The 23,611-nt window shown below is 43.8% G+C and carries 21 protein-coding genes and 31 tRNA genes; 5 read left to right on the plus strand and 47 right to left on the minus strand.

Annotation, left to right across the window (positions count from 1 at the left end):
• Positions 1–102: 102 nt before the first annotated feature.
• Positions 103–999, minus strand: a complete 897-nt coding sequence (locus tag GTQ43_RS28795) for a DUF4231 domain-containing protein (protein ID WP_265276086.1) — start codon at positions 997–999, stop codon at positions 103–105.
• A 339-nt stretch (positions 1,000–1,338) separates the two neighbouring features.
• On the opposite strand from GTQ43_RS28795, the gene GTQ43_RS28800 reads away from it, so the two are divergent.
• Positions 1,339–2,508 carry a homocysteine biosynthesis protein gene (locus GTQ43_RS28800; protein ID WP_265276087.1) on the plus strand — a complete coding sequence of 390 codons (1,170 nt, stop codon included), beginning with the start codon at positions 1,339–1,341 and terminating at the stop codon, positions 2,506–2,508.
• Between the two features lie 66 nt (positions 2,509–2,574).
• Here the strand turns inward: GTQ43_RS28800 and GTQ43_RS28805 are convergent, their stop codons facing one another.
• Entirely contained in the window at positions 2,575–3,609 is a 1,035-nt protein-coding gene (locus GTQ43_RS28805; protein ID WP_265276088.1) for a hypothetical protein, read from the minus strand.
• Positions 3,610–3,987: 378 nt separating this feature from the next.
• On the opposite strand from GTQ43_RS28805, the gene GTQ43_RS28810 reads away from it, so the two are divergent.
• Positions 3,988–4,881, plus strand: coding sequence for a Tfp pilus assembly protein PilF (locus tag GTQ43_RS28810; protein ID WP_265276089.1), 894 nt, complete (start codon positions 3,988–3,990; stop codon positions 4,879–4,881).
• Between the two features lie 73 nt (positions 4,882–4,954).
• Here the strand turns inward: GTQ43_RS28810 and GTQ43_RS28815 are convergent, their stop codons facing one another.
• The 8 genes from GTQ43_RS28815 to GTQ43_RS28850 form a co-directional block, all read right to left on the minus strand.
• Complete coding sequence (locus tag GTQ43_RS28815) at positions 4,955–5,575, minus strand: TMEM165/GDT1 family protein (RefSeq protein WP_265276090.1); 621 nt, start codon at positions 5,573–5,575, stop codon at positions 4,955–4,957.
• A 282-nt stretch (positions 5,576–5,857) separates the two neighbouring features.
• Positions 5,858–6,310 (minus strand): DUF29 domain-containing protein, encoded by a 453-nt coding sequence (locus GTQ43_RS28820; protein ID WP_265276091.1) that lies wholly within the window; start codon positions 6,308–6,310, stop codon positions 5,858–5,860.
• A gap of 112 nt (positions 6,311–6,422) precedes the next feature.
• Entirely contained in the window at positions 6,423–6,947 is a 525-nt protein-coding gene (locus tag GTQ43_RS28825; protein ID WP_265276092.1) for a hypothetical protein, read from the minus strand.
• A 252-nt stretch (positions 6,948–7,199) separates the two neighbouring features.
• Positions 7,200–8,162 (minus strand): protochlorophyllide reductase, encoded by a 963-nt coding sequence (locus tag GTQ43_RS28830; protein ID WP_265276093.1) that lies wholly within the window; start codon positions 8,160–8,162, stop codon positions 7,200–7,202.
• Positions 8,163–8,372: 210 nt separating this feature from the next.
• Positions 8,373–8,582: a DUF6887 family protein gene (locus GTQ43_RS28835; RefSeq protein WP_265276094.1), complete on the minus strand. Its 210-nt coding sequence runs from the start codon at positions 8,580–8,582 to the stop codon at positions 8,373–8,375.
• A complete protein-coding gene (locus tag GTQ43_RS28840) occupies positions 8,569–8,760 on the minus strand; it encodes a DUF6888 family protein (protein ID WP_414859142.1) in 192 nt (63 codons plus the stop codon). The genes GTQ43_RS28835 and GTQ43_RS28840 overlap by 14 nt, the downstream gene beginning before the upstream one ends.
• A gap of 125 nt (positions 8,761–8,885) precedes the next feature.
• The gene (locus GTQ43_RS28845) at positions 8,886–10,613 is read right to left on the minus strand and encodes a succinate dehydrogenase/fumarate reductase flavoprotein subunit (protein ID WP_265276096.1); all 1,728 of its coding nucleotides are present in this window, start codon (positions 10,611–10,613) and stop codon (positions 8,886–8,888) included.
• A gap of 226 nt (positions 10,614–10,839) precedes the next feature.
• On the minus strand, positions 10,840–11,157 hold the full coding sequence (locus tag GTQ43_RS28850) for a hypothetical protein (RefSeq protein WP_265276097.1): 318 nt from the start codon (positions 11,155–11,157) through the stop codon (positions 10,840–10,842).
• A gap of 433 nt (positions 11,158–11,590) precedes the next feature.
• Here GTQ43_RS28850 and GTQ43_RS28855 point away from each other — a divergent pair, with 433 nt between their 5' ends.
• Positions 11,591–12,436: a hypothetical protein gene (locus tag GTQ43_RS28855; protein ID WP_265276098.1), complete on the plus strand. Its 846-nt coding sequence runs from the start codon at positions 11,591–11,593 to the stop codon at positions 12,434–12,436.
• Between the two features lie 86 nt (positions 12,437–12,522).
• Here GTQ43_RS28855 and GTQ43_RS28860 read toward each other — a convergent pair whose 3' ends face one another.
• The 4 genes from GTQ43_RS28860 to pds all read right to left on the minus strand — a co-directional run bounded on the left by GTQ43_RS28860 (position 12,523) and on the right by pds (position 16,610).
• On the minus strand, positions 12,523–13,845 hold the full coding sequence (locus GTQ43_RS28860; RefSeq protein ID WP_265276099.1) for an ABC transporter substrate-binding protein: 1,323 nt from the start codon (positions 13,843–13,845) through the stop codon (positions 12,523–12,525).
• A 193-nt stretch (positions 13,846–14,038) separates the two neighbouring features.
• A tRNA-Ser gene (locus GTQ43_RS28865) sits at positions 14,039–14,130 on the minus strand.
• Between the two features lie 124 nt (positions 14,131–14,254).
• A complete protein-coding gene (crtB, locus tag GTQ43_RS28870) occupies positions 14,255–15,187 on the minus strand; it encodes a 15-cis-phytoene synthase CrtB (RefSeq protein ID WP_265276100.1) in 933 nt (310 codons plus the stop codon).
• Positions 15,171–16,610 (minus strand): 15-cis-phytoene desaturase, encoded by a 1,440-nt coding sequence (gene pds, locus GTQ43_RS28875; RefSeq protein WP_265276101.1) that lies wholly within the window; start codon positions 16,608–16,610, stop codon positions 15,171–15,173. The genes crtB and pds overlap by 17 nt, the downstream gene beginning before the upstream one ends.
• Positions 16,611–16,971: 361 nt before the next feature.
• Between pds and nagZ the strand changes: the two genes are divergently transcribed.
• Positions 16,972–18,060: a beta-N-acetylhexosaminidase gene (nagZ, locus tag GTQ43_RS28880; RefSeq protein WP_265276102.1), complete on the plus strand. Its 1,089-nt coding sequence runs from the start codon at positions 16,972–16,974 to the stop codon at positions 18,058–18,060.
• A 101-nt stretch (positions 18,061–18,161) separates the two neighbouring features.
• On the opposite strand, the gene GTQ43_RS28885 is transcribed toward nagZ, so the two are convergent.
• The 32 genes from GTQ43_RS28885 to GTQ43_RS29040 all read right to left on the minus strand — a co-directional run bounded on the left by GTQ43_RS28885 (position 18,162) and on the right by GTQ43_RS29040 (position 22,148).
• A tRNA-Lys gene (locus GTQ43_RS28885) sits at positions 18,162–18,232 on the minus strand.
• Positions 18,233–18,383: 151 nt separating this feature from the next.
• Positions 18,384–18,466: transfer RNA gene (locus GTQ43_RS28890), tRNA-OTHER, on the minus strand.
• A gap of 6 nt (positions 18,467–18,472) precedes the next feature.
• A tRNA-His gene (locus tag GTQ43_RS28895) sits at positions 18,473–18,548 on the minus strand.
• A gap of 5 nt (positions 18,549–18,553) precedes the next feature.
• A tRNA-Ala gene (locus GTQ43_RS28900) sits at positions 18,554–18,627 on the minus strand.
• Positions 18,628–18,632: 5 nt separating this feature from the next.
• A tRNA-Ala gene (locus GTQ43_RS28905) sits at positions 18,633–18,709 on the minus strand.
• Between the two features lie 6 nt (positions 18,710–18,715).
• Positions 18,716–18,789, minus strand: a tRNA-Arg gene (locus GTQ43_RS28910).
• A gap of 6 nt (positions 18,790–18,795) precedes the next feature.
• A tRNA-Val gene (locus tag GTQ43_RS28915) sits at positions 18,796–18,871 on the minus strand.
• 5 nt (positions 18,872–18,876) lie between these two features.
• Positions 18,877–18,948, minus strand: a tRNA-Gly gene (locus GTQ43_RS28920).
• Positions 18,949–18,958: 10 nt separating this feature from the next.
• Positions 18,959–19,029: transfer RNA gene (locus tag GTQ43_RS28925), tRNA-Gly, on the minus strand.
• Between the two features lie 54 nt (positions 19,030–19,083).
• Positions 19,084–19,950: a TIGR02452 family protein gene (locus GTQ43_RS28930; RefSeq protein WP_265276103.1), complete on the minus strand. Its 867-nt coding sequence runs from the start codon at positions 19,948–19,950 to the stop codon at positions 19,084–19,086.
• Between the two features lie 51 nt (positions 19,951–20,001).
• Positions 20,002–20,074 (minus strand) — tRNA-Thr (locus GTQ43_RS28935).
• 8 nt (positions 20,075–20,082) lie between these two features.
• A tRNA-Met gene (locus GTQ43_RS28940) sits at positions 20,083–20,156 on the minus strand.
• Positions 20,157–20,170: 14 nt separating this feature from the next.
• A tRNA-Leu gene (locus tag GTQ43_RS28945) sits at positions 20,171–20,243 on the minus strand.
• Positions 20,244–20,314: 71 nt separating this feature from the next.
• Positions 20,315–20,392 (minus strand) — tRNA-OTHER (locus GTQ43_RS28950).
• 5 nt (positions 20,393–20,397) lie between these two features.
• A tRNA-Leu gene (locus GTQ43_RS28955) sits at positions 20,398–20,471 on the minus strand.
• Between the two features lie 3 nt (positions 20,472–20,474).
• A tRNA-Pro gene (locus GTQ43_RS28960) sits at positions 20,475–20,547 on the minus strand.
• Position 20,548: 1 nt separating this feature from the next.
• A tRNA-Leu gene (locus tag GTQ43_RS28965) sits at positions 20,549–20,626 on the minus strand.
• A 6-nt stretch (positions 20,627–20,632) separates the two neighbouring features.
• A tRNA-Leu gene (locus GTQ43_RS28970) sits at positions 20,633–20,709 on the minus strand.
• A gap of 6 nt (positions 20,710–20,715) precedes the next feature.
• Positions 20,716–20,791, minus strand: a tRNA-Gln gene (locus GTQ43_RS28975).
• Positions 20,792–20,794: 3 nt separating this feature from the next.
• Positions 20,795–20,867 (minus strand) — tRNA-Gln (locus GTQ43_RS28980).
• A 5-nt stretch (positions 20,868–20,872) separates the two neighbouring features.
• Positions 20,873–20,947 (minus strand) — tRNA-Asn (locus tag GTQ43_RS28985).
• Positions 20,948–20,953: 6 nt separating this feature from the next.
• Positions 20,954–21,028, minus strand: a tRNA-Phe gene (locus GTQ43_RS28990).
• A gap of 25 nt (positions 21,029–21,053) precedes the next feature.
• Positions 21,054–21,128 (minus strand) — tRNA-Arg (locus GTQ43_RS28995).
• 4 nt (positions 21,129–21,132) lie between these two features.
• Positions 21,133–21,222, minus strand: a tRNA-Ser gene (locus GTQ43_RS29000).
• 4 nt (positions 21,223–21,226) lie between these two features.
• A tRNA-Tyr gene (locus tag GTQ43_RS29005) sits at positions 21,227–21,309 on the minus strand.
• Positions 21,310–21,317: 8 nt separating this feature from the next.
• Positions 21,318–21,388: transfer RNA gene (locus GTQ43_RS29010), tRNA-Glu, on the minus strand.
• Positions 21,389–21,446: 58 nt separating this feature from the next.
• A tRNA-Trp gene (locus GTQ43_RS29015) sits at positions 21,447–21,518 on the minus strand.
• A 3-nt stretch (positions 21,519–21,521) separates the two neighbouring features.
• A tRNA-Ile gene (locus tag GTQ43_RS29020) sits at positions 21,522–21,596 on the minus strand.
• 10 nt (positions 21,597–21,606) lie between these two features.
• Positions 21,607–21,680 (minus strand) — tRNA-Cys (locus GTQ43_RS29025).
• Positions 21,681–21,683: 3 nt separating this feature from the next.
• A tRNA-Glu gene (locus GTQ43_RS29030) sits at positions 21,684–21,760 on the minus strand.
• Between the two features lie 3 nt (positions 21,761–21,763).
• Positions 21,764–21,837 (minus strand) — tRNA-Asp (locus tag GTQ43_RS29035).
• Between the two features lie 116 nt (positions 21,838–21,953).
• Positions 21,954–22,148: a hypothetical protein gene (locus GTQ43_RS29040; protein WP_265276104.1), complete on the minus strand. Its 195-nt coding sequence runs from the start codon at positions 22,146–22,148 to the stop codon at positions 21,954–21,956.
• 196 nt (positions 22,149–22,344) lie between these two features.
• On the opposite strand from GTQ43_RS29040, the gene GTQ43_RS29045 reads away from it, so the two are divergent.
• Positions 22,345–23,181, plus strand: coding sequence for a polysaccharide deacetylase family protein (locus GTQ43_RS29045; RefSeq protein ID WP_265276106.1), 837 nt, complete (start codon positions 22,345–22,347; stop codon positions 23,179–23,181).
• Positions 23,182–23,212: 31 nt separating this feature from the next.
• Here the strand turns inward: GTQ43_RS29045 and GTQ43_RS29050 are convergent, their stop codons facing one another.
• On the minus strand, positions 23,213–23,602 hold the full coding sequence (locus GTQ43_RS29050; RefSeq protein ID WP_265276107.1) for an alr0857 family protein: 390 nt from the start codon (positions 23,600–23,602) through the stop codon (positions 23,213–23,215).
• Positions 23,603–23,611: the final 9 nt, after the last annotated feature.

A 23,611-nucleotide genomic window follows, 5' to 3' on the forward strand; every position in this document is an offset into this window, starting at 1 on the left:
TCGCACATATCTAGAGTCAGTCTGGAGAAATCCTACTTAAAATAATAACTACAGACAATACTCCACTGATTTGCGATCGCAATTAGCTAATCAAGTGTCCTTCTACTTCGTTACCTCTGCTGGTGCTTTGTTTGCCTCATTAGATGAAGCTGATTCTGTCTTCTCTGATTGCGTCTCACTCGTTTGTTGCAATTGGTTGAGATGAATATTATTCACTTGAACAATAAAGTATTCTAATGCTTGACTTGCTTTTTGTTGCTGTTGAGTTTCGTCAGACACATCATAGCAACGATAAGGTTGAGTCACTCCCAAGATAAATTTCTCTTGTTCAGCTTCTAACAATTCAACGGCTGTGTTAGCAGCAAGGGAATTCTTCTGGAAAGGAAAAGAGGTAACTATACTAGCAACTATAGAAGCAATAGCTGGGCAGAGTACAGGGAGCCACTTCAGCCAAGCTTGTCCTGCTTCTAACTTGTCTACCAAAACTAAAATTGGTGTGACTCCTGATAAAATAACCGTCGCAATTTGCAAGCTATAGTAAAGGTTCCTTGATACAGCCCTGATTTTTTTATAATCATCAATTAAGTCTTGGCTATACTGTAAAGCTTTACCTCTTGTTAGAGTCAGCGTCTCTTTATCCCAAGAATTTGGATTGGTCAATAGATAACTATAGAGTTCAGCTTTTTTGGTGAGTTCTGACTGATAAGCGGCCTTCTTATAGTTCTGGAAAACTTGTCTATTGATGAGCAACAAAAAAAACAAAAAAGTTAAAGATACTGCCCCAGAAACTACAACTGTTTTATCATCTGAAAGAAAAATAATAAAAAGTCCAGAAGAAACAAAGGCTGCAAGCAATAAATACTCAATTACCTTCAAGTTAAAGAACTTTTTTTCATCTAATGTCGAGGACAAATTTTCAATCCCGCCGGAAATCTTACTTTGGTTTCTTTGATTACTTTGGTTTCTTTGATCGAGATTAATTAATTCAGAAGTAGTCATTGCCTCTTACTCAATTAGTGAACGGGTGAAGTGTAGCAATAAAAATTCAATCGTAACCATACATACATTTGATTGACAATACAAATTCCGATCTCTAGTAATTTTACGCAGTTGCAAGAATATTTATACACAATTATTATACTTACTCCAAAAAGTATATGATTTGGACTTTGCAATAGTTAAATTATTTTTTGGTTGAATTTTAACCCTATCTGGGATTGTTAAGTTGTCGCGTAGAGATTGACGACAACTATTTCCACAATAAATTATGCAAGAGTCTGTGATTTATCAAGATATCCTTCAAAAAGGAAAACAGCAGAAAGCACTAGCACTGATAAAATGCGAACAATTGCAGAAATTAACGAGAAAATCAGCCGCCAACGTGCGGTAGTGTTGACAACTGAAGAGTTAAAAGCACGAGTTATAGAAATCGGTGTTACTAAAGCTGCTAAAGAAGTTGATGTAATTACCACTGGTACTTTTGAGCCGATGGAATCAAGTGGTGCAATTATCAATCTGGGACACACCGATCCACCGATAAAAATTCGCCGTTGCTGGTTAGATGGCGTGCCAGCATATTCTGGTTTTGGGGCAGTAGATTTATATTTGGGTGCAAGTTGTGCTGTAGAGACGACAGACGGAGAAGAAATCCGAGAACGTGGCGGGGGTCATGTCATAGAAGATTTGATCGCTGGTAAATCTATACATGTAAAAGCGCAAGGACAAGTAACAGATTGTTACCCCAGAGCAAGTTTTGAAACTACAGTTACCAAGGAAACGATTAATCAGTTTTATTTATTCAACCCGCGCAATCTTTATCAAAATTTTATTGTTGGTGTCAATGGTGGCGATCGCCCCCTCTTCACCTATTTGGGCCCTTTACAACCGCGTCTGGGGAATGCCGTTTACTCTAATCCCGGTGCTATTTCCCCTTTACTCAACGATCCCGATTTGCAACTCGTTGGTATCGGAACTCGAATTTTTTTAGGTGGTGGTATTGGTTATGTCGCCTGGGAAGGCACTCAGCACTTCCCTTTACAAAAACGTTTAGCTAATCGGACACCAATTGGGCCTTCTGCCACTTTAGCTTTAATTGGTGATGCCAAGCAAATGGATGCTCATTGGGTGCGGGGTTGTTACTTCAAAAGTTATGGCCCTTCATTGATGTTAGGCGTTGGTGTCCCACTCCCTGTTTTAAATGAACAAGTAATTGAACACTGTGCCGTTCAGGATAAAGACTTAGTAGCCCCAATAGTGGATTTTTCTATTCCCCGGCGCGTTCGTCCTACCTTTGGTTTGGTGAGTTACGCGCAACTAAAATCTGGGAGGATCACTATTGAGGGCAAAGCGGTACGCTCTGCCCCCTTAGCGAGTTTGTTTTTTTCTAGGCAAGTTGCCCTAGAGTTGAAAAAGTGGATCGAAGCAGGGACATTTACCCTTACAGAACCAGTTTCTCCAATTCCGATGGAGCGATCTTTCCTGCCCCAAGACCGTCGGACGGATTTTTAAGAAGATGAGGGGGATGAGGGAGAATTTACTCCCATATCTCCCCCTTCTCCCTCATCTCCCCCTCCTTTATTCTTGAGTCGGTTTTGGTCGCTTGATAATAGGCTTAGGAGTGGGCGTTTTTGGTATAGGTTTTGACACCACAGAGGTATCGCCACCTGCCCCTGTTTTCTTGATGGGGCGTGGAGTTTCGCCACTGCGTCTGGGGGGGAATGGTTTTCTACCACCAGCACCAATACCACCGCCACCACCAGCACGAGGGCCACCTCTGAATGGTGGTTTGCGTTTTTTGGGCAAGTCAGCGATCGCTTCAGCTTTTTCTACTATCAAAACATCAGCTTCTCGCTTGGCTTGGAAGTCCCAGAACTTTCCTACCGCTTTGGTGGTCAAGACACCCCGCAATTTCAACTTGAAATATTTGGGTTTGTCAGTTGGTTTGCGTGCAGCCTGTCTAATTTTGACTACTAAGCTCTTAGCGTCAAAAGACTGGTATACTACCTCACCACGAACAGAAAAACCACCATCGGTAACTTCTGATGAGGGAATCGCGGGAATTGTACTTAATTCAGAATTTTCGGATAAGCCATCATCGGGTGTCTGTGACTCTTGCAACTCTAAATCTGACTCATCCTCATCTGTTGAGTTTTTAGCCAGATTTTCTGGCTCCCAAACTCCGACGATTTGGATGTGCAAGGTGTCATTTTCTTGTCTTGTCCGTGGATATACTACCCACAAGTGTTCTTTTTCTAAGTCTAGATGATTCTTGACTAAGCTCATAATCCGGCCTAGGAGGACGGCATTGAGTTCTACACCATCTGTAGTTAGCAGCGTACCTTGAGTAAATTGTTCGCTGCTCGCATGATAGCGACCCCGGACTAATCCGATCGCTCGGTACTGCATCGGTTCGCTGGGAGGCGGAATCGGTTGCTGTCGATTGGCTAAGTTACCATTTGAGTCAGTCTCGCTGGGGTTGACAGGCAAATTTTCAACTTTAGAGGACTTAGCTGCTATGTGAACATTAGCGGCTGCCCCTATGTTAGTTGGGCTTTGGTTAGAGGCAGAAGAATTGGAAGATTCAGGCAACGGCATCAGGTCGGAATTCATAAAAACTCCTTGCGGCGGAGACACATCCCATTGTGGGATTTTATAAAGGTAGCTGAAAAGAGCATTTGTGCGACTGATGAAAGTATATTTGCTTTTCACAAAGTCACACCAGGGTACTCCATACAATCTTAAAGGCGCTAAATTTAGTGTTTGTAAATTAAACGTGTAATTTAGCGCCTTGACACTAGTTTTGGAAGCATATCATAGCTACAATTTTGACGGCTCCTCCTAAAGTCATCACTTACTTTAGCAGTGTAAATAGTTAATTGTTATAAAATTCACAGGCAATTGGCGGTATTCCGCAAAGTTTTGGAAATTTTTAACTTTACGATTTGTGTAAATGATAATGTCATTAGAGTTCAGGAGAAAGACAAAACTGTGTCTCAACCGCGCAATCGTTGGATAGTTCAAGTCGTCTTGGCGCTGGCAGTTCTTGCTTTTGTGGGTGTTTCGGTGATTCCCATAATTGGAGCATTTAATAATACGCCACCCTCAAACCAGAATACTGCTAGCACCAGAGGCACTTTGCCCTCTGCTGACCAAAAATCAAAATTGGAAGACGAAGTACGAGGTTATGAACTGGTTTTGCAAAGGGAACCAGAAAATCAGACTGCGCTTAAGGGCTTATTGCAAGCGCGGCTACAACTATTGAGTCAAAAAGAAAAAAGTGAAATTAAACCAGCTGATATCCAAGTCGTTATTGAACCCCTAGAAAAGCTAGCCAAGCTGAATCCCGAACAGTCAGAATATTCAGTGCTGTTGGCTCAAGCCAAACAGCAAATAGGCGATCGCGAAGGAGCCGCTCAAGCTTATCGCACGATTTTATCTACAAAACCGGGTGATTTGAAGGCTTTGCAAGGAATGGTGGCTTTGTTAATTAGTCAGCAACGCCCAGAAGCAGCCATTGGTTTGCTGCAAGACAGCCTCTCGAAAGCAGCCCAAGCAAATACAATTCAGCCTGGAAGTGTAGATACGGTGGGTGTACAAGTGCTATTAGGTTCTGTTCACGCTTCCCAGAAACGCTATGCTCAAGCTAGCTCTGCTTACGATCAGGCAATTAAGAGAGATCCTAAAGATTTTCGCCCCGTTGTGGCAAAAGCGATGCTCTTGAAACAACAGGGCAAAGACGCAGATGCAAAACCTTTATTTGATAGTGCCGCAGCTTTAGCACCTGCTCAGTACAAAGACGAAATTAGGAAGGCAGCAACGGCTTCCCCCATTCCTAATCGGGCTGCATCTCCCGCGCCTTCATTGAAAAGTACACCGAAGTAGGGAATTGGGAATTGAGAATTGGGCATTAATTAATAGTTCTTCTCCCCCTGCCTCCCCTGCCTCCTTCAACCCCTCACGCTCCCTCAATAGCAGCAACGACACCAAAGACTAAAAATAGGCATCCGCCAACAAAGGTGAGTTGACGCTCAGAAATGCGCCCGGCAATCATTTTGCCACCGATAACTGCGATCGCAGCACAAATGGCGTGTCCTAAAATTGCACCTATTGTCACTCCAATTGGATTATTTCCTGCGGCTAGGGCAATGGTGGCAATTTGGGTGCGATCGCCCAACTCTCCCATAAATGTCAACACAAAGGCTTCTATGACAATTGCAAAGGAAGTCTTTCGCTTGGGTAACTGCGAATCTGCTTGTTTCACGGCAGCTTCAGCTTCTTCTACAACTTCTGTATCACAAGCAGCAGAAGACATCTTACTAGCGTCATACAGCAGCTTGATACCAAAGGCAATAAATAAAGCTATTTCGGCGTAATGAATATAAACTTTTGGCAACAAAGATACCGCTTGTCCAAATAGCACCGAAAGTATTGTCATCGCCGCCAAAGCAGCTGTCACACCGATATATACCAGCCGCCGTGGGTGGTGCATTGCCAAAATTACAGCAATAAAAAATGTTTTATCGCCTAGTTCTGAAACTGTAATTAATAATAAAGCTGCGGTAAAAGCTGTTAACACTCTCTCAAGCTCCTGAAGAATCGTTTACCGATGTGAAGCTTGATGAGAACCAAAAGACCTCACCAAGTTTACACTTTTCGGTGTGAACTTAGTGAAGGTCTCGCTTTCAAATATTGATTATTTGCCATCTGAACCAGGGCTTTATCGCCCAGTATGTTGACTCAGATGTACTGGCTTTTGATTTTTTTAGCCAGCAGCTACTCCCCTTCTATGCGGCTACTATTATACATATTTTCCATGTATAAGTCAACAGAGTAGGGAATTGAGAGACTGACTCAGTGCTTACTGAGGTAAAAATTCATCATCTATGACTTCTGCTAGCTGGTATGGACAGTTCAGAGGAAAGGATTCCATTGACAAGCCAGTTTCAGCTTTTGCTTGCTTAACCGCTTGTGTATAACACTCGGCAAAAACTATCTCAAGATACGATTTTAGACTAGGTGAATCATTTAGAGCTTCTTTGACACGTCTACGATGTTCAATGATGCTTCCTTCCCAGCTACCGCTTCTTTTGTCGGGCTGAAATTGCCATTTGAGCAAATGCATCAGAATTACAATCAGATTAGTCTTGAGACTCCGGCGCTCACTTCTTCCCATATCGGCAATTTCGTCGATGAGGTTCTCCCACTCCACGTTTGCGTAATCCTGACTTTGCAATTTTTCTACAGTGGTTTCTAGCCATTGCAAGTAATCAGTTTCGTATAGGGTTTGGGAATGCGCCTTTAGGGAAGACATAGCAGTTTCTATCAGAAATGTTTAGATAATTTTTCGCATCTCTTTAGAATTAACATCGGTGCGTTAACACAGTGTAACGCACCCTACTGACTCTGGAAGAATGCGATATTACCTAGTTTCTAGGAAAACCAACATATTTGAGATTTTCTGGCGACCAATTTTGATAATAACGGGTTTTAAGCAATAGTTCTGAAGCTATTTTAATACTTTTGTCAGTTTGGATAGTCAGGTGTATGTAAGGCGCTTGTCTTGTATAAACTCCCTGAATGTTAAAGCTATCATCAGAATTTCCAGCAAAAGCAATCAAACCTGTAGGACAAATAATTTTATTTAAACTTTCTGTAAACTGCTTACTCTCATCCAATGTCATTGCTTGTTTATCTGGGTGAATGATCAACATAACTTGGTAGCTTAACGACGATCTGAAATCATCGATTAACTTGAAGAGATGTGAATTTAAATTAAGGTCATAATGAGATGAAAAGCGATAAACTTGGTAAAGGATATTATTTTGGAGACGTGCTTTTTCGACGAAGGGGCAAACGGGCATATTGCCAAAAACATGATGCGGCTTTTCTAGAAAGTTCTGGATGTATTCGTCCATGCTATTGATGATTTCTAAATCAGAATTTATCATGCAATTTTTTCTGCTTTTGCTTATCGATAAATTAAGTTTTTGCTGTATGGAATTATGAAAAAGTAAAAGTTGTTTTTTTATCACAAGTAAAGCTATCAATAAATTCAGAGGTGACTTATAGCGGTTCTCGTTCACGTGAGGTACACCCGTAGGGGCAATTCATGAATTGCTCCTACACCTGGCGATGTAATTTTGTACCGCATCTGAGTGGGAACCGTTATAATAATCACCTCAATATCAAATCTTCTTGCTTCAAGCAAGTCCAACTAACTTGGCGCTGAGTTGCCATAAGCGATCGCCTTTGTCATCATCACGGGCTTGAGGAGAAACCTTTTGCACAAAGGATTTACCATCTTCCTTCTGACGATTTCCCCAACTCCAATACACGCCAGATTGATTGTACTCAGGATCGGCAACCACTGCTGCAACCCGTTCTCCCGCCAACTCCTGAGATACATATCCCTTAGTGATGTATTTCTGGAATAATGGGAAGATTTTCTGAAATAGGGGATAGTGGTTTCTAAATAGTGGTGTTTCTGCAACACATCCCGGATAGAGAGAGTTGAAGACGATACCGGTTGATTCGTGATAGCGCTGATGCAGTTCTCGCATGGTTAGGACGTTACAAACTTTGCTATCCTTGTAAGCTTTGACGGGTTCAAATTTCTTACCGTCAATCATTGAGATTGGCTCTTTAAATCCTTCGGCAAAGCCCTGTAAATCGCCCAAGTCTGGACGCGGTGGAATCTTCCCGCCCAGTTCGTCTGGATTGTGGGTGACAGTTCCTAAAATTACTAGCCTTGGCTCTGAAGATGACTTCTTCAGATCCTCTAGCATCAAGTTGCACAAAAGGAAATGTCCGAGGTGATTTGTTGCAACACTTAACTCAAATCCTTCTGGGCTTCGCAGTGGTTCCTTTATTAAGGGCATATAAATTGCAGCGTTACATACCAAAGCGTCTAGGGAGTTTCCGCTTGCTCGGAAGTTCTTCACAAATTGCCGAACGCTTTCTAAAGAGCCAAGATCGATATGCATGATAGTGTAGCTGCCCTGGTGCGGGATTCCCACAGATTGGGCTGCAAGTTGAGCCTTCGCTATATCCCTACAGGCCATCACTACGTACCATCCCCTTTCAGCAAGAGCCTTGGCAGCGTACAAACCAACCCCTGAAGAGGCACCTGTGATTATAACCGTTGACTTCCTATCCTGTACCATTCTATTCAGACTCTGTTAATCACCTTTTTCTCCCTTCAGGATTTTACATCACTAGGTTACTACATCTGCCCGCAACTTCTAATCGTCTAACGCCAAATTTCGTAGTCGTTAACAACATCAAATTAAAGAGTCGAAGCTGTTCGCGTTCGCCAGCTAGCTTTAATTTCGCCGACCAACTTAATTAAAGTCTCTTACTATAACGAAGACGTTTTATAACGCTTCCGGTCTGCTACCCAGTTTTCTCTTAAGTATCTCTTCCATTTCTCTGAAATCCTCTTCAGTCTGAGGAAATGGATATTTTGGAGTATGAGGATTTCCGCGTTTAATCAAAGCTTCAATGGCATCATCATCCTCTCTATGAGCCAAAACGTAGCCTCTTAGCTCTTGACGGCTCATTTTCCTAAAGTCAGGCTTCATCATTATTAAACTTCCATTGACCATCTGAGAAAATCAGAATTTCCAGGCTCTCAGTTACACCAGCAAGGATAAACACTGTCTTTGTATTCTGATTGTACCGAAATATATGGATAGGCTGATATGCATTTGAGAGCATCTGGCATACTCTGACGCAGGCAAGAGCCTGTTCTAGATTAGGCATCGACTGTAAGCTAGATCTAATGCTGATACTGATTTAAAATTCGATGCTTTATATATACAAAAACTTATATATATAAGATGGGTAGATATAAAAATTTTTATATCACCCTACCCCCGAAGCACTAACTAATACTTCCGCTCTTTTGGCTCAAACATAGTAATCGCCACCGGTCGATATTGAATGTCAATTCCTGCTGGTGAATAGTAAGCCATTGTGTGTTTGAGGAAGTTAGCATCATCTCGCTCGGAATAATCTTCGCGGAAGTGTGCGCCACGACTTTCTTGACGATTCAGGGCTGATGCTAAAATCGTCTGTCCCACAATCATCAAGCTTCGCAATTCCAAAGCTTCCACAAGTTCTGTATTCCAGCAAGTTCCCTTATCATCTAAATAAATTTGCGGATATTGCTGTTGTATTGCTGCTAATTTGTGTAACCCTTCACTCATTAATGCCTCAGTGCGGAAAACGCCGCAGTAATCAGTCATACAATCCTGGAAGGCTTGACGGACTTGGTTAATCCGGTACTGTCCTGGTTGTTCCAGCAAAGATTGAATTTCTTGCTGGGCTTGGGTTATATAGCGTTGCTCATCTATAGAAGGCAACTTCCGTTTTTGGACAAATTTTGCGATCGCAGCCCCAGTCCGCTTACCATAAACTACACACTCCAGTAGAGAATTACTCCCCAACCGATTAGCACCATGTACGGAAACACAAGATGTTTCGCCAGCCGCAAAGAAAGCATCAACTAAACCATCACCACTGCTGCGGACTTGCCCATCAGTATTAACTGGTATACCACCCATACAATAGTGAATTGTGGGGCGCACTGGCATCGGTTGAGTTACCGCGTCAACACCTACCAAACGATGTGCTTCTTCCCAACAGAAGGGGACGCGACTCATAATTTTTTCTTTCCCCAAATGGCGGAGATCCAGATAGACAAAGGGGCCACCAGCACTACCATCGAGATGAATACCACGATTGGCGCGAATTTCATAAGCGATCGCTCGTGAGGTAATATCACGAGGAGCTAGTTCCATGCGACTGGGTGCATAATTCGCCATAAAGCGATCGCCTTCACTGTTAATCAGATATGCCCCTTCACCCCTTACTGCTTCGGAAATCAGCACCCCAACCGGATATAAACCAGTAGGATGAAATTGCACAAATTCCATATCTTCTAGGGGCAAACCTGCGATCGCAGTCATTGCCAAACCATCACCCGAAGAAGCGTAATCGTTAGAGGTGGTATTATAAACGCGACCATAGCCCCCTGTAGCAAACATCACCGCTTTGGCCCGCACTACCTCTATATGTCCATCTAAAAGATGAAACATTACCACACCCTTCGCCTCATTTTCTTCCAAAATGAGACGCATCACATACCATTCTTCATAAACCTGCACCCCATAACGCCGCAAATTGTTAACCAATTCGTGCAAAATTGCGTGACCAGTTTTATCAGCTGCGTAGCAAGTACGGTTGTGGGAATGTCCGCCAAAAGCTCGTTGAGCAATGCGCCCATCGGGTAAACGAGAGAACAAAACGCCTAGATGTTCCAAATCAATAACCACATCTGGCGCTTCTTGGGTGAGAATTGCCACAGCATCTTGGTCTGCCAAATAATCAGACCCCTTGACAGTATCAAAAGCATGTGCTTCCCAACTATCTTGTGAATCAACATTTTTTAGCGACGCAGCCATACCACCTTGAGCCGCTACCGAGTGCGATCGAATTGGATGGGTTTTGGCAACTACAGCAATATTTAAACTAGGGTCAGTGCGGGCAATTTCCACAGCCGCCCGACATCCCGCCAATCCACCCCCAACAATAATCACATCATGTTCCAGCATAATTAGCCCCTAATTGCAAACCCTTGCTGTTCTATTGTAGAGAGGGGATTAATCAGACAGTGCGTTGCTGCGGTTGCCGTGGCATCTTTACAAAAAAATTCCCTGCCTATAGACAGGGATGTTATTACAAATTTTGAAATTAGGAGTGAAATTTTAAAAATGAAAAGTTAGGTCTTCACTCCTAACTCCTGTAGACGCGATTAATCGCGTCTCTACTCCTAACTTTTTAGCTAGTTGCTTGTACAGGTTGTTGTTGAGACACATTACCTGGTATGGGTTCCATTTTGGTTCCCGGCCCTACAGGACTGACTTCAATATGATTTAACAAGGTAGTGACAAAGGCAAACAACAAGAAAGGTAGCGATAGCAAAACAACCAGACCCGCTGTTGCTAAAGCGTATACGGGTCGCTTGGCACCCATCAGCGCCAAGGCTGATGCCAAACTTAGGGTAATTGTAATCAACCAAACAATTATTTGACCGTAGATATCACCGAAAGTCAGGGTACAGACAAACCGATACTTTTGAATATTATTTCCGCTCATCACATTTGCCTCAAGTCTCTCCTAATAGGTTCTACCTTAGAACTATGTTTGCCTTCTAGACAATTTCTAAATATTTTTGCAAGCTTCGTAATATCACTTCACAATCAACTGTTTTCGTTACAAAGTGCAAATCTTACCCACCATACCCCACCCAGGAAGCTCTTATCGTCTAGTTGTCGCTGCCTAGAATTCTCCCCTTCCTTTGTATTATAGTGTTTACACAATTCCTAAAGACCTAATTTTGTAGCGTGTGTTACGTCGTAGATTAACACACGCTACAAAATTTTAAGCGCGTTAGGACTATAGATAAATCCACCAAAGTTAGGAAGCAAAAACCGATTTTTTGGTGTTAAATTTTGAGTATTGCCCGAATTTGTTGACTTAAATCGACAAAACCCTTTATTTTTCGTGCAATGTTGTTTTAGGAGTGAATGTGAATACTATTTTTCTTCGTAAAGGTGTTTTGTGGTTGCCAAGTATAGCTGCTCTTGCAGTCCTGAGTAGCGGCTTATCAGCAAGTGCCCAGACAGTGGACAAGTTAAGCAGTCAGGCATTAACCGATCCTTCCGCAACAGTAGCGTCTCCCAAAGAGTCTAGTACAGAACTAGACGCTGTAAGCCAAAAGCTCTCTACAGAAACAACTGAAACATTTACAGCAACAAATTTAGCTAAGGTACAGCAGCCCCAAAACCCTGTAATACAGGAAAATGCCGGTGCAACATCTACACCCATTCCAGGCACAGTGGCAACCTCATCTGCGACCCTTACTTCTGAGTTTGTACAACCAACTTCTCAAACTACTTCTGAACCATCGGCTACCAAAGTGGCGCAATCGGATATTGATTTAGGTAGAACTACTCGTGGTGGCAGTAGCTACATTGGTATTGCTGGTAATGTTGGTTTGAGTGGTGATGGTAACTCGTCTTTAGGCGATGGTAACTTAGCGGTAGTTAGTAAAGTCGGATTGACAAATTCTATATCGGTGCGGCCTTCTGCTGTGTTTGGTGACAACACCACAATTTTACTTCCCATCACATACGATTTTACCTTCAAGTCAGCAGATGCTTTTCGCGAACCTTTAGCGATCGCACCTTACATCGGAGTTGGTGCAGCTTACAAAACTGGTGATAATTCGCAATTTGCTTTTTTGGCATCTGCTGGCATTGATGTGCCTCTAAATGCTCAATTCACAGCAACCGCCTCTGTGAATGCGGGATTTTTTGATCAAACTGATGTGGGCTTGTTGTTAGGAGTTGGTTACAACTTCACTGGGTTATAAGAGACGCGATTAATCGCGTCTGTACAGGAGTTATGAGTAGAGACGCGATTAATCGCGTCTGTATTTTATTCATAACTCCTAACTTTCTACTTGGGGGTAACTTTGTCAATTACCTTGATTTTGCCATCGTCCCCTACTGTCCAAACGTCATATACACCGATGACATCGCCGTTAGCATCAACATCTACGTTGCCGCTAGCTCCCTGGTAGTTAATCTTTTTACCATCTTTAAGCAACTTCAGTCCCTCGCAGACATCGGTAACTTCTGTGCCAGGGCCATCGGCGACTTCACGGATTTTGCTGGCTATACCAACACCTGTATTTTCTTTAGCAGCTTGTGCTGCCAATGTCAACAACGCAGCTGCATCCCAAGCTTGAGGAGCATATTCTCCTGGTTCACTACCCTTTTTATCCTTCCACAGTTTGTTGAAAGCTTCTAGTGCTTTGCCATCGGAACCGGGTACTGTACCGATCGCTCCAGTTAAAATATATTTACCATCACTGCCTTTGCCAACTTGTTCTGGAAAAGTCGGTGATTTCACGCCATCTGTAAGTAGAATTTGCACTCCCTTAGATACACCTTGCTGATAGGCAGCTTTCAAGAACAGACTGCCAGTTTCAGCGTAAAGTACAGCCAGGACTGCATCTGGTTTACCAGCAAAAGCAGCCGCCGCTTCTGTATCAAATGTCTGCGCTTTTGGGTCGTAGCGGACAGGCTTATCTTTATTAACGATGGTTCCACCCAATTTTTCAAAAGTTTGCACAAATGCTTTTTCAAAGCCAACGCCATAGTCGTTATTAATCACGACTGTAGAAACTCGCTTGAAACCTTTTTTTCTGGCAAGTTGAGCCAATGCTAGTGCTTGGTAAGTATCAGGGGGAGCAGTACGCGCCCAAAAGCCTTTAAAGTCGCCTTTTTGTGCCTTCTCAGTAAACACGGGACTGGTACTACCGGGGGAAACCAGCATGACTTTATTCGGCGTAGCAATGGAGACTGCTGCACTAGAAACGCTACTAGCAAAGGAACCAACTACACCTGCTACTTTATCTAAAGTTGCTAGTTTGGTCATACCGGCAGCACCAGCTTTCGGATCGGTTTGGTCGTCTACTTGCACCAAGGTAACTGGTTCGCCATTCACCCCACCACAACCGTTGACTGTATCGACGAGTAAAGGGACAGAACCTAACATCTGCTGTCCGACAGAGGCCAAATCCCCTGTCGTCGGTAGCAGGGAACCAATTTTTAGCCCTTTAGCACTGCTTGTTGTAGTTGAGTTTGCTGCTGGGGTAGCGGAACTTCCGTTGGTAGCTGTAACATTGGGGGTACTGGTATCACCACAAGCCCCAACTAAAAACCCAGTTGCGATGGTAGCTAAACTGAAGGTTAAGGCGGCGCTAATTTTTTTCATAAATCACTTTCACTCCTCAAACATTTAGGAGCCTAAAATTAAGATTCAAACTAAGTTTGTAAGTTAGTTGGATCTTACCAAGACTCCAAAGGATAAATCATATCATCCATCTTTGGGGGTAGAAGTGTTTAAGCTTATATTATTTTTTACTTTAGTACACAGAATATAATTCCGTGTACTAAAAGCTGGAAAACGGAGAGGGAGGGATTCGAACCCTCGGTACGGAGTTGCCTGCCGTACAACAGATTAGCAATCTGCCGCTTTCGACCACTCAGCCACCTCTCCATGACTCACGAATATCAATGTTACCAGACTCGTTGGGAAGAGTCAATAGTTATTTTTAATTGGGCATTGGGTATTAATCATTGGTCGTTAGTTATTTGCTAATGACTAACGACTAATGACAAATTCAAAGAACTTGCGATCGCATCCAAGCTAAGGGTAAGGTGCGTAACTTTTTCCACTGGGGAACGAAAGCCCGTTTACTGAACACATCATAATCGTTCCGTTCAATGACCTCCAAAATTTGGCCGTACAGCATTGATGCTGCCCACACTGGCCAACGGGCATCGGATGCTAAATAAGTAATTCCCTGGTCTGAGATGGTATAAAATTGGCGAGCCCGTTCAATTTGAAAGCGCATCAATGCCCGCCAACGATCATCTACCACCCCTTTGAAGAAATCTTGCTCGGTGTAGTTGAATTTTTCCAAGTCCTCAAGGGGAATGTAGATTCGCCCCCTTTTGGCATCTTCTCCCACATCCCGCAGGATGTTGGTGAGTTGATTGGCAATTCCTAGAGCGATCGCTTCTTTTGTGGGAAGATATGGTTGTTTGTTCTGATGCCACGGAGCCGTAAATATGGTGCTATCCATACCCATAACTGCTGTTGACATTAAGCCAACAGTGCCAGCAACGCGGTAACAGTAGAGGTATAAGTCCTCAAAGGTTTCATAACGACTGCGATATAAGTCCATACGCTGACCGGCAATCATATCCCGAAAGGGCTGAATGTCCATCGGAAAGCGCTGGAGGGTATCAGCTAAAGCGACATCGTAATTTTCTAATGGTTGTCCCGCAAAAATCGATTCCAGCTGCTGTTCCCATAGGTCTAGGGTTTCTGGCGTGGTAATAGCAGATGCGGGCCCATCCACCAATTCATCTGTACGGCGACACCAAGCGTAAATTGACCAAATAGATTGACGTTTTACCGGACTCATGAGCAAAGTACCCAGGTAAAAAGTCTTGGCATACTTTGCTGTGAGATGTCGGCAAAGTTTGTATGACTCGTCTACAGAGACCAGCGTTTTCATGCGCGTGGGGGAATCAGGCAGTTGCAGCATTCGTTGCGGGCGGTCGGGTGAGCGTTTGCAGGTTTGAGGAATTTGCTACCGGGAGAGCCTCAGAAATTGCCTGCGCTGTCAGCTTACCAGAAAGTACGGCACCTTCCATACTGCCTAAGTAGCGTTGCATAGTATAACTTCCGGCGAGATAGAAGTTGGCAATGGGCGTAACTTGTGCGGGACGGTACTGTTGACGACCAGGGGTCGCTTTGTAAACTGAACGCGGCGTTTTCACCACATGAGATTTCAGCAATGTTGCTGGATTGTCTCCCCCAAAGTGGTCTGGGAAAAGTTTTTCCAACTCAGCAAGCGTTGCAGTGACAATCTCCTCATCGGATTTGGCAATCCAATCTTTTGCCGGAGCTAGAACTAATTCCAGCATTGAGCGATTGGGGTTGGCGTATTCACGGCAGGTATTGCTCATATCAGCATAAACGCTTAGGAGGGGCGATCGCGAAAAAAGTAGGTGATCAATTTCTGTAAGTTTCCGATCAAACCACAGATGCAGGTTAATCACTGGTACTCCTTCCAAACCTTCTAGCTTTTGAAAAAACTCCATCAGCTTCCAAGGTTTAGGTAACATGACTTTCAAAGGGTCAACTGAAATGGCAGATACATAGGCATCAGCCGTCACAACTTCATCTTCTGCGCCATTTAACCCTCTAATCAAGTATCCCTTCACCGTGCCATCGGCGTTGAGTAAAATTTCTTTCAAAGGGGCATTTAACCGCACCTCTCCACCGCGTTCTGTGATGTAATCTACGATGGGGCTGCATAGACGTTCTGTGGGAGAACCATCCAAAAATGCAATCTTTGAGCCATATCGTTCTTGCAGAAAGCGATTCAGTGCAGTTAAGAGAATCGTTGCTGAAACTTCATCAGGATTGATAAAGGTGAGGGCTTTACATGCGGCGATAAAAACGTCACTTGTTACCCGCTCGTCTACACCTTGCCTTTTTAACCAATCTAAGAAGCTGTATTTATCCATCTCTTCAACATACTTTTGACCCCGAACCACTGCGGGAAGTAGTCCAACTGCAAATCGAATCTTTTGCTCCCAAGTCAACATGTCTTTGTTGCGGAGAATCGATGCAATGACGTTGAAAGGCGATGGAATATCTGGAACATCAAAACGTGAGAGTGTCCCAGGTTTGTCTGGTTGATTGAAAATGAGTGTATGCTCTTTCCACTGGAGTCTATCTTCAATGCCCAACTCCTTGAGCAATTGGAGCATATTCGGATATGCCCCAAAGAAGGCGTGTAAACCGGTTTCGTACCAGTCGCCGTCAGAGTCTTTCCACGCCGCAACCAGACCACCCAGTACGTCCCGGCTTTCCAAGACAATGGGAGTATGACCTGCGTCCGTGAGATATTTCGCGCAGGAAAGTCCTGCTAGACCAGCACCCGCGATCGCTACTCGCATTTAACCTTAATGCCCTTCAATATTTCTTAATGGTTTTATCGTTCTCATTATACGTTGCAATCCGTTACATTTGGCAGTTGTTGTGCGATCGCTTCCCCAAAAAACTTTTGCCCAAGGGAATTTTACCTTAGCACACCTACCTAACAAAATTACCAATACCCTTGTTAACAATAGGTTTTGGCGAATATTTTATCTAAATTTACGTGTAGTAAATTTCAGGAAATCAAAGTAATTCCTTTGACTTAAAATATCTAATATCAAAAGTAGTTGATTTCTTTTCAAATCTGTGTATCTAATCTGAGAAAATATCTATTGTAATGGTTATAGACTGCTATTAAAAAACTCAGTTAGGTAAAAAATTATGAGTGGATCGCAGGAGCTAAAACGCTTTGGACATCACCTGATTCTAGGGATTTCTGGTACGACATTAAGCGATGATGATAAACGCGCCCTCAGTGAATTAAAGCCGATTGGGGTGATATTTTTTGCTAAAAACTTTTTGGATGGCACTTCATATCAAGTTTGGCTAGAAAGCTTCAAGGATTTAAACAGCCAGATACGAGAATACGCTGAACGTGATTCGATGTTTATAACTCTGGATCATGAAGGAGGCCGTGTCATTCGCACACCATTACCGATTACGCGATTTCCTCATGCATTGTTGCTGCGATCGCACGCCCGTGAAGTAGCAAAAGCCACAGCATTAGAACTAAAATCATTGGGCATCAACTTATCTTGGGCACCTGTAGCAGATGTTTTTTCCCATCCCAACAATCCTGTGATTGGCCCTCGCGCCTTTGGTAACACTCCCGAAATCGCCACAAAATATGCCCGTGACTACTACCTTGGACTTCAAGAATCAGGAATTTTGGGATGCGCCAAACATTTCCCCGGTCATGGAGACACCAGCAAAGACTCTCACATTGAGCTACCAATACTAAATTTAACTTTAGAAGACCTGCGACTTCGAGAACTCATACCTTTCAGAGCTTTAATTGAAGTACAGATCCCTTTAATTATGACTGCCCATATCTTATTTCCCAGAATAGATCCTGATGTGCCAGCAACCCTTTCCCAGGCTATCCTCAAAACCATACTCAGAGAGGAACTTGGCTTTAAAGGAGTAGTTGTATCTGACGACTTGGATATGAAAGCGATTTCAGATATGTTTATGAAAGCTGGTACTGTAGCGCGATCGCTTCATGCAGGTTGCGACCTGTTTATTGTCTCACGCAATATCAATTCATCATCTCTTGAAAGAACTTATCAGATTGCTGAAGATTTCGTCCAATCCCTCAGCAAGGGTAGTTTAGACGAATCAGTAGTGGAAGCAGCCAGAGAAAGAATTGATAAACTACTGGCAATAACACCGCAATATCCCGTAAATGCTCTGGATAAAGACATATTATTGCAACATGCTCAACTAGCGATCGCTAGTTCCTATCCATAACCCAACGTGCATTCAAATTGCATATTAGCAATTGCCAAAAGTCTAGCTAAAATTGCATTTCTTAATTTTTAATTCTTAATTTTAAATTTTTAATTCTTTAGTGGGTGGTATAGGGGTCGAACCTATTTCTGCGAGTTAAAAGCTCGCTGCACAGCCGGTATGCCAACCACCCTAGTTAATTTAAAGAATGAGTTGGTGCGATCGTATTACATCGCAAGCCTTGTAACACCAACACTAGATATAAATCCACCAGGGAGGTACTGCCCCTCCTATTTCTGTGTTATCAGCACAGCGCCTCGCTTTTCGGCTCCAGGTGGAAAAAGAGGAAGATGGAGGAATCGAACCCCTACAGTTGCCCATACCCTGGTTTTCAAGACCAGTTGCCGTCCATTCAGCGGCATCTTCCATTGAGGGGCGTCTGACGGGACTTGAACCCGCTATGACTGGTTCCACAAACCAGCGCCTCGACCACTTTGGCTTCAGATACCATCAGTGGAATCAATAGGAATTGAACCCATAACCTCCTGCTTGCAAGGCAGGCGCTCTATCCATTTGAGCTATGACCCCATATTTGGTGGATACTGGTCGGAATCGAACCGACAACCTTCTAACAGCCAGTTAGACGCTTTACCAATTAAGCTACAGACCCATTAGGCGGGAGTGGTAGGACTTAAACCCACAACTTTCAAGGTAGAAACTTGAAGCTCTATTCAATTGAGCTACACTCCCAAGATTTGGTAGTCCTGGCAGGAATCGAACCCGCAACATTCTTCTTGTAAGGAAGACACTCTACCAATTGAGCTACAGGACTACGCAAGCGAGTGGCGAGACTTGAACTCACGCACTGAGTATGGCGTACTCAGATGCTACCGATTACATCACACCCGCAAGTTTTTAAAGCGGATAACGAGACTTGAACTCGTGCCTAGAGTTTGGAAGACTCGAATGCTACCTTTACACCATATCCGCACTATTTAAAATCCAATATTATTTTTAGAGGTTGCTATTCGTTAGGAAAAATCTTTATGAATTCGAGGGAAATCGCTTTTGAAATTCTGCGAAAATCCTGCTTTCTTTGCTCGAATCGAGAACCGAAAATAGAACGCTTTTAAATTTACCCCAAAATTGACCATTCGCTAATAAGAAGTCTGCAAACATCTGAGCAACCATTGATGGATCGTTCCTAAAAACACCGCATCCCCAAGCTCCTAAAATTAAGGCATCGCAACCTTTAGAAGCAGCCAGAGATAATAATTTTTCACCGCGTTTATACAAGATTTCTCTGATTTTTTCTACACTTTCAGGCTCTTTTCTCCAAATTTGACCAGCATTAGGAGCGGAAGTCGTAATAAAATCGACCAAATAAGCTTCTTCGAGCAGAGTGCCATCATCTTTTCGGAATACTGGACAACCAGGAGAGTAAATGATGCGATCTGAGTAGAGCAAGGATTTATGAGCGCGATGAAAATCGTAGTATTCGCGACATTTCAACAAGCTTTTGTACAGTGCAGAACTGCGTGTTAAGCTTTCTTCTTGAGCATGAGCGCCTTTGATAAATCCACCACCAGGATTTTTAGCAGAAGCAAAATTGAGAACTCCAATTCTTTCAAATTTCTGCGTAGGCGTAGCCCGTCGTAGACATCGCGCTGTGCGTTCGGCTCCCATAAGTGTTGTCTCATTTCTCACTGTAAATTCAGTCTTTGCAAATTGAGAATTACCTGAGAGAATATTTCGGGCGATCGCTGAAAGAGTTTCCGGCTCGTAGTATTCCGTCCCAGCAATACAGGATACTAATTCTCGGCCAATATTAATTTGCTTACCTTCAGGAGAGAAGTAGTGACCGGCTTCGAGAATTTTGAGGGTGTCTTGAGCGATCGCAATTCGTTTCATACTTTTTCATAGGATTTCCTAGTTACAAATTGTCTCACTAATTTCTAGTCAAGCTGGTGACAGGAATTGAACCTGCAACCTACTGATTACAAGTCAGTTGCTCTGCCAATTGAGCTACACCAGCACTAATCTTGGTGATGGGGGCAGGAGTCGAACCTGCTGATGTTCAGGTTATGAGCCTGACGAGCCACCGTTGCTCTATCCCCGCATATTCACCAAATACCCCTGACTGGATTTGAACCAGTAACCTCTTCGTTCTAAGCGAAGCGCCTCTTCCGTTGGGCTACAAGGGCGAAATCTGAGTGACAGGGATTTGTACCTGCGACCTGGAGTTCACGAAAGTCCTGCGCTACCCCAGATATTTTGGTACTCCCGACAGGATTTGAACCTGCAAAAAACTAGATCCTCGGTAAGCGTGCGTCTTCCGTTCCGCCACGAGAGCATTAGTACCCCTGACAGGATTTGAACCTCCAAAATCTGGACTCTGATTCCAGCACGTATGCCAGTTCCGTCACAGGGGCATATCGGGATGGCAGGACTCGAACCTGCGACTCCATGCTCCCAAAGCATGGCTTCTGGCCACTGAATTACATCCCGTTGGTACTCCTGGTGGGAGTCGAACCCACAACCAAACAGATTTTAAGTCTGCCACCTCTTCCAATTGGGCTACAGGAGCAAGTTTTGGTACTCTTGGTGGGAATTGAACCCACAACATACCGTTTTTGAGACGGCAGCCTCTTCCAGTTGGGCTACAAGAGCAAAGTTTGGCAGCCCCACCAGGGGTCGAACCTGGAATCTTCGCCTTCAAAGGGCGTTATGTTGCCAATTACACCACAGGGCTTTATTGCCAGGGCAGGGTTTGAACCTGCAACCTCATCGTTCAGAGCGATGCGACTTACCAATTCGTCCACCCGGCAATGAATGGCTGCCTCAGTAGGACTCGAACCTACAACCGCGCGGTTAACAGCCGCTTGCTCTACCATTGAGCTATGAGGCAACGAAGCCCCCCAGGTCGGAATCGAACCGACGACCTCCTGTTTTTCAAACAGGCGCTAACTACCAACTGAGCTACCGAGGGATAGAAGAAGAGATCATCTAAAGAGCGAGAGTGGAGGGATTTGAACCCTCACGTCTTCAGTTTCGTAGACTGAGATGTTATCCAGTTACACCACACTCTCAAAACGGAGAGAACAGGATTTGAACCTGCGACGGGTATTAATTACCCGTTTCCTCTTAGCAGGAGGACGCTTTGAGCCACTCAGCCACCTCTCCATAGTGGGTCGAGCAGGATTTGAACCTGCGCGCAAAAAAGAACAGTTTTACAGACTGTCGCCTTCAGCCAGACTCGGCCACCGACCCATAAATCATTCCCTCGACGAGAATTGAACTCGCATCTGTGTTTTGAAAGAACACTGACTTAACCATTCGTCCACGAGGGCATAATTTGCAGAATTTTAGATTAAAAAATTTAAAACCTAAAATCCAAAATTGTCTGACACAGGGACTAGGATTTGAACCTAGAACATCGGATTTGGAGTCACGAGGTGTTGCCGTTACACCATCCCTGCATTTGGTGGCAGTGGCGGGACTTGAACCCGCATATACCAGGTTATGAGCCAGGGGCTTTACCATTAAGCTACACTGCGATCGCACCAGAGGTCAGGGCGGGATTTGAACCCGCGCTAATCGGTTTTGCAGACCAACGCCTTCAACCACTTGGCTACCTGACCATTTGGGAGCCTCGACGGGAATTGCACCCGCTTCTCTGTGTTTGAGAGGCACAGCGACTTCTCTAGTCGTCCACAAGGCTGCACGGGAGTAACGAGAATCGAACTCGCAACCTATCGCTCGACAGGCGATCGCTCTAGCCATTTGAGCTATACCCCCATGTTTGAATCTGTGCCTAAACTTTTAGGTTTTTAGGCACAGAATTTTGGTGAACTTGCCCATTTCTTATTCAATTTTCAAGGTTCAGAAAGTTTACTTTTTACTGTTAGAAACTGTTAGGAAAACAACCGCAAATCTAGGTAGCAAGCCTGTTGTGTATTACGGGTGTATTCTGTGGTTTTGCTGAGTGCAAACTTAAAACTTTTTTGGTTGATTGCCTCTACTTCAGATGTTTTACAAGTAGAAGCGGCTTTCTTGACTGAAGACTCTGGTTGATGCCAGCGCCTCTGTTTGAGTTGTATGTAGAACATTACTTTGACCCTTGAGAAGCTTTGTCTTTCGCCTCACTACAAATATACTACAAAATACTACAAGAGGTGTCAAGGGGTTTGAGAAAGTTTTTTTGAAATTGTCTAAAAAAGCTTCTGCACTTAGATTTGAACTTGCTCACACCTCTTAAAAGTCAAACTACAGCTTATGATTGGGTGAGTTTTTTAAAAGCCTGACGTGACAGACAACTACCTCAAGCGACAAAAGATAATTAGTTTTGTCGCGATCGCCTCTACGATTACAGCTTGTAGTATTGCTCCAGGCACTTCCCCACAATCGGGGTTAAACCAGCCAGTGAGCAAAAGCCATACTGCACAAGTTCAAGATCCTGCAAAAGATCAACTACCGCCATCAGTCAAAGTAGAAAACCCTACATTTACAGTCCCAGCTAAATTTCAAGGAAAAACAGTTTATAAGGTTCCACTCAGCACCAACGAAAAGGTTATTGCTCTGAGCATTGATGATGGGCCTTGGCCAAAGACAACCTTACAAATGCTAGATATCCTCAAGCAAAATGATGTAAAAGTGACATTCTTTTGGGTAGGACAAGCCTTACAAGCAAATCCTGATCTAGCAAAGCAAGAGGTAGCCGAGGGACACGCCATTGGCAACCATACTTGGCATCATTGGTATCGGCGGATGGATGAAGCCACAGCTAAAAGTGAAATCGATCGCACATCTGACTTGATATACAAAACTACAGGGGTGAAAACTGCTCTGTTTCGTCCTCCTGGAGGCTTTTTAAATAACGGATTAGCCGCTTATGCGAAAAGCCAGAAAAATGCTGTTATTATGTGGTCGCTAACTTCAGCTGATACCGATCCTCACGCCAAACCGCAAGCATTTGTAAATAATGTCTTGAAAGGCGCGAAACCAGGTTCTATTGTTTTGATGCACGACGGTGGTGGCGATCGCCACAGAACTGTAGAAGCTTTGCCACAAATCATTAGTGGACTCAAAAAGCAAGGCTACCGATTTGTGACAATTCCCGAATTGCTACAAATGGCGCAATAAAGGGTGAGAATTTCTCACCCTACTATTTCGTTTATTCACTCATGACAGAAGCACAAGCTTGAGCTTCTTGCCAAAGTTTGTGCAAAAAGAACTCAGCGCGATCGCTCATAGTGGTGAAAAACACACCTACAACATCCTTAGAACTATCTGATAGCCAAGAACCTTGTAGAGTGACTTCCAGATATTGAGTATCGCAAGCACAGAGGGCAATGATTTCTCTGTCATCTCTTTTTACCTCAGTTTTAAGCACTTCTACCCCTGGCAAATCAACAGGGAGCAAAAAGGAAGCGGTACTGGGTTCAATGCACAAACTTTGCCCAACTCGCAGGGCCAAAATCACTCGCTGCGCTACCCATTCTTCTAGCGACAGAGTGACACGTTCCAAATCAAAACTGCTTTCAGTGTAAGTTAATTTCAGCATTCCTTATGC

This window comes from Nostoc sp. KVJ3 (genome assembly GCF_026127265.1).
Classification (GTDB): domain Bacteria; phylum Cyanobacteriota; class Cyanobacteriia; order Cyanobacteriales; family Nostocaceae; genus Nostoc.

What these genes read in the sequence shown, in the direction of transcription:
- GTQ43_RS28930 (WP_265276103.1), bottom strand. Translation starts at nt 19,950, where the DNA reads ATGAAACGAATTGCGATCGCTCAAGACACCCTCAAAATTCTCGAAGCC.
- GTQ43_RS28805 (WP_265276088.1), bottom strand. Translation starts at nt 3,609, where the DNA reads ATGAATTCCGACCTGATGCCGTTGCCTGAATCTTCCAATTCTTCTGCC.
- GTQ43_RS28830 (WP_265276093.1), bottom strand. Translation starts at nt 8,162, where the DNA reads ATGGTACAGGATAGGAAGTCAACGGTTATAATCACAGGTGCCTCTTCA.
- GTQ43_RS28825 (WP_265276092.1), bottom strand. Translation starts at nt 6,947, where the DNA reads ATGATAAATTCTGATTTAGAAATCATCAATAGCATGGACGAATACATC.
- GTQ43_RS29040 (WP_265276104.1), bottom strand. Translation starts at nt 22,148, where the DNA reads ATGTTCTACATACAACTCAAACAGAGGCGCTGGCATCAACCAGAGTCT.
- GTQ43_RS28800 (WP_265276087.1), top strand. Translation starts at nt 1,339, where the DNA reads ATGCGAACAATTGCAGAAATTAACGAGAAAATCAGCCGCCAACGTGCG.
- GTQ43_RS28860 (WP_265276099.1), bottom strand. Translation starts at nt 13,845, where the DNA reads ATGAAAAAAATTAGCGCCGCCTTAACCTTCAGTTTAGCTACCATCGCA.
- nagZ (WP_265276102.1), top strand. Translation starts at nt 16,972, where the DNA reads ATGAGTGGATCGCAGGAGCTAAAACGCTTTGGACATCACCTGATTCTA.
- pds (WP_265276101.1), bottom strand. Translation starts at nt 16,610, where the DNA reads ATGCGAGTAGCGATCGCGGGTGCTGGTCTAGCAGGACTTTCCTGCGCG.
- GTQ43_RS28840 (WP_414859142.1), bottom strand. Translation starts at nt 8,760, where the DNA reads ATGCCTAATCTAGAACAGGCTCTTGCCTGCGTCAGAGTATGCCAGATG.
- GTQ43_RS29050 (WP_265276107.1), bottom strand. Translation starts at nt 23,602, where the DNA reads ATGCTGAAATTAACTTACACTGAAAGCAGTTTTGATTTGGAACGTGTC.
- GTQ43_RS28850 (WP_265276097.1), bottom strand. Translation starts at nt 11,157, where the DNA reads ATGAGCGGAAATAATATTCAAAAGTATCGGTTTGTCTGTACCCTGACT.
- GTQ43_RS28845 (WP_265276096.1), bottom strand. Translation starts at nt 10,613, where the DNA reads ATGCTGGAACATGATGTGATTATTGTTGGGGGTGGATTGGCGGGATGT.
- crtB (WP_265276100.1), bottom strand. Translation starts at nt 15,187, where the DNA reads ATGCTGCAACTGCCTGATTCCCCCACGCGCATGAAAACGCTGGTCTCT.
- GTQ43_RS28795 (WP_265276086.1), bottom strand. Translation starts at nt 999, where the DNA reads ATGACTACTTCTGAATTAATTAATCTCGATCAAAGAAACCAAAGTAAT.
- GTQ43_RS28835 (WP_265276094.1), bottom strand. Translation starts at nt 8,582, where the DNA reads ATGATGAAGCCTGACTTTAGGAAAATGAGCCGTCAAGAGCTAAGAGGC.
- GTQ43_RS28820 (WP_265276091.1), bottom strand. Translation starts at nt 6,310, where the DNA reads ATGTCTTCCCTAAAGGCGCATTCCCAAACCCTATACGAAACTGATTAC.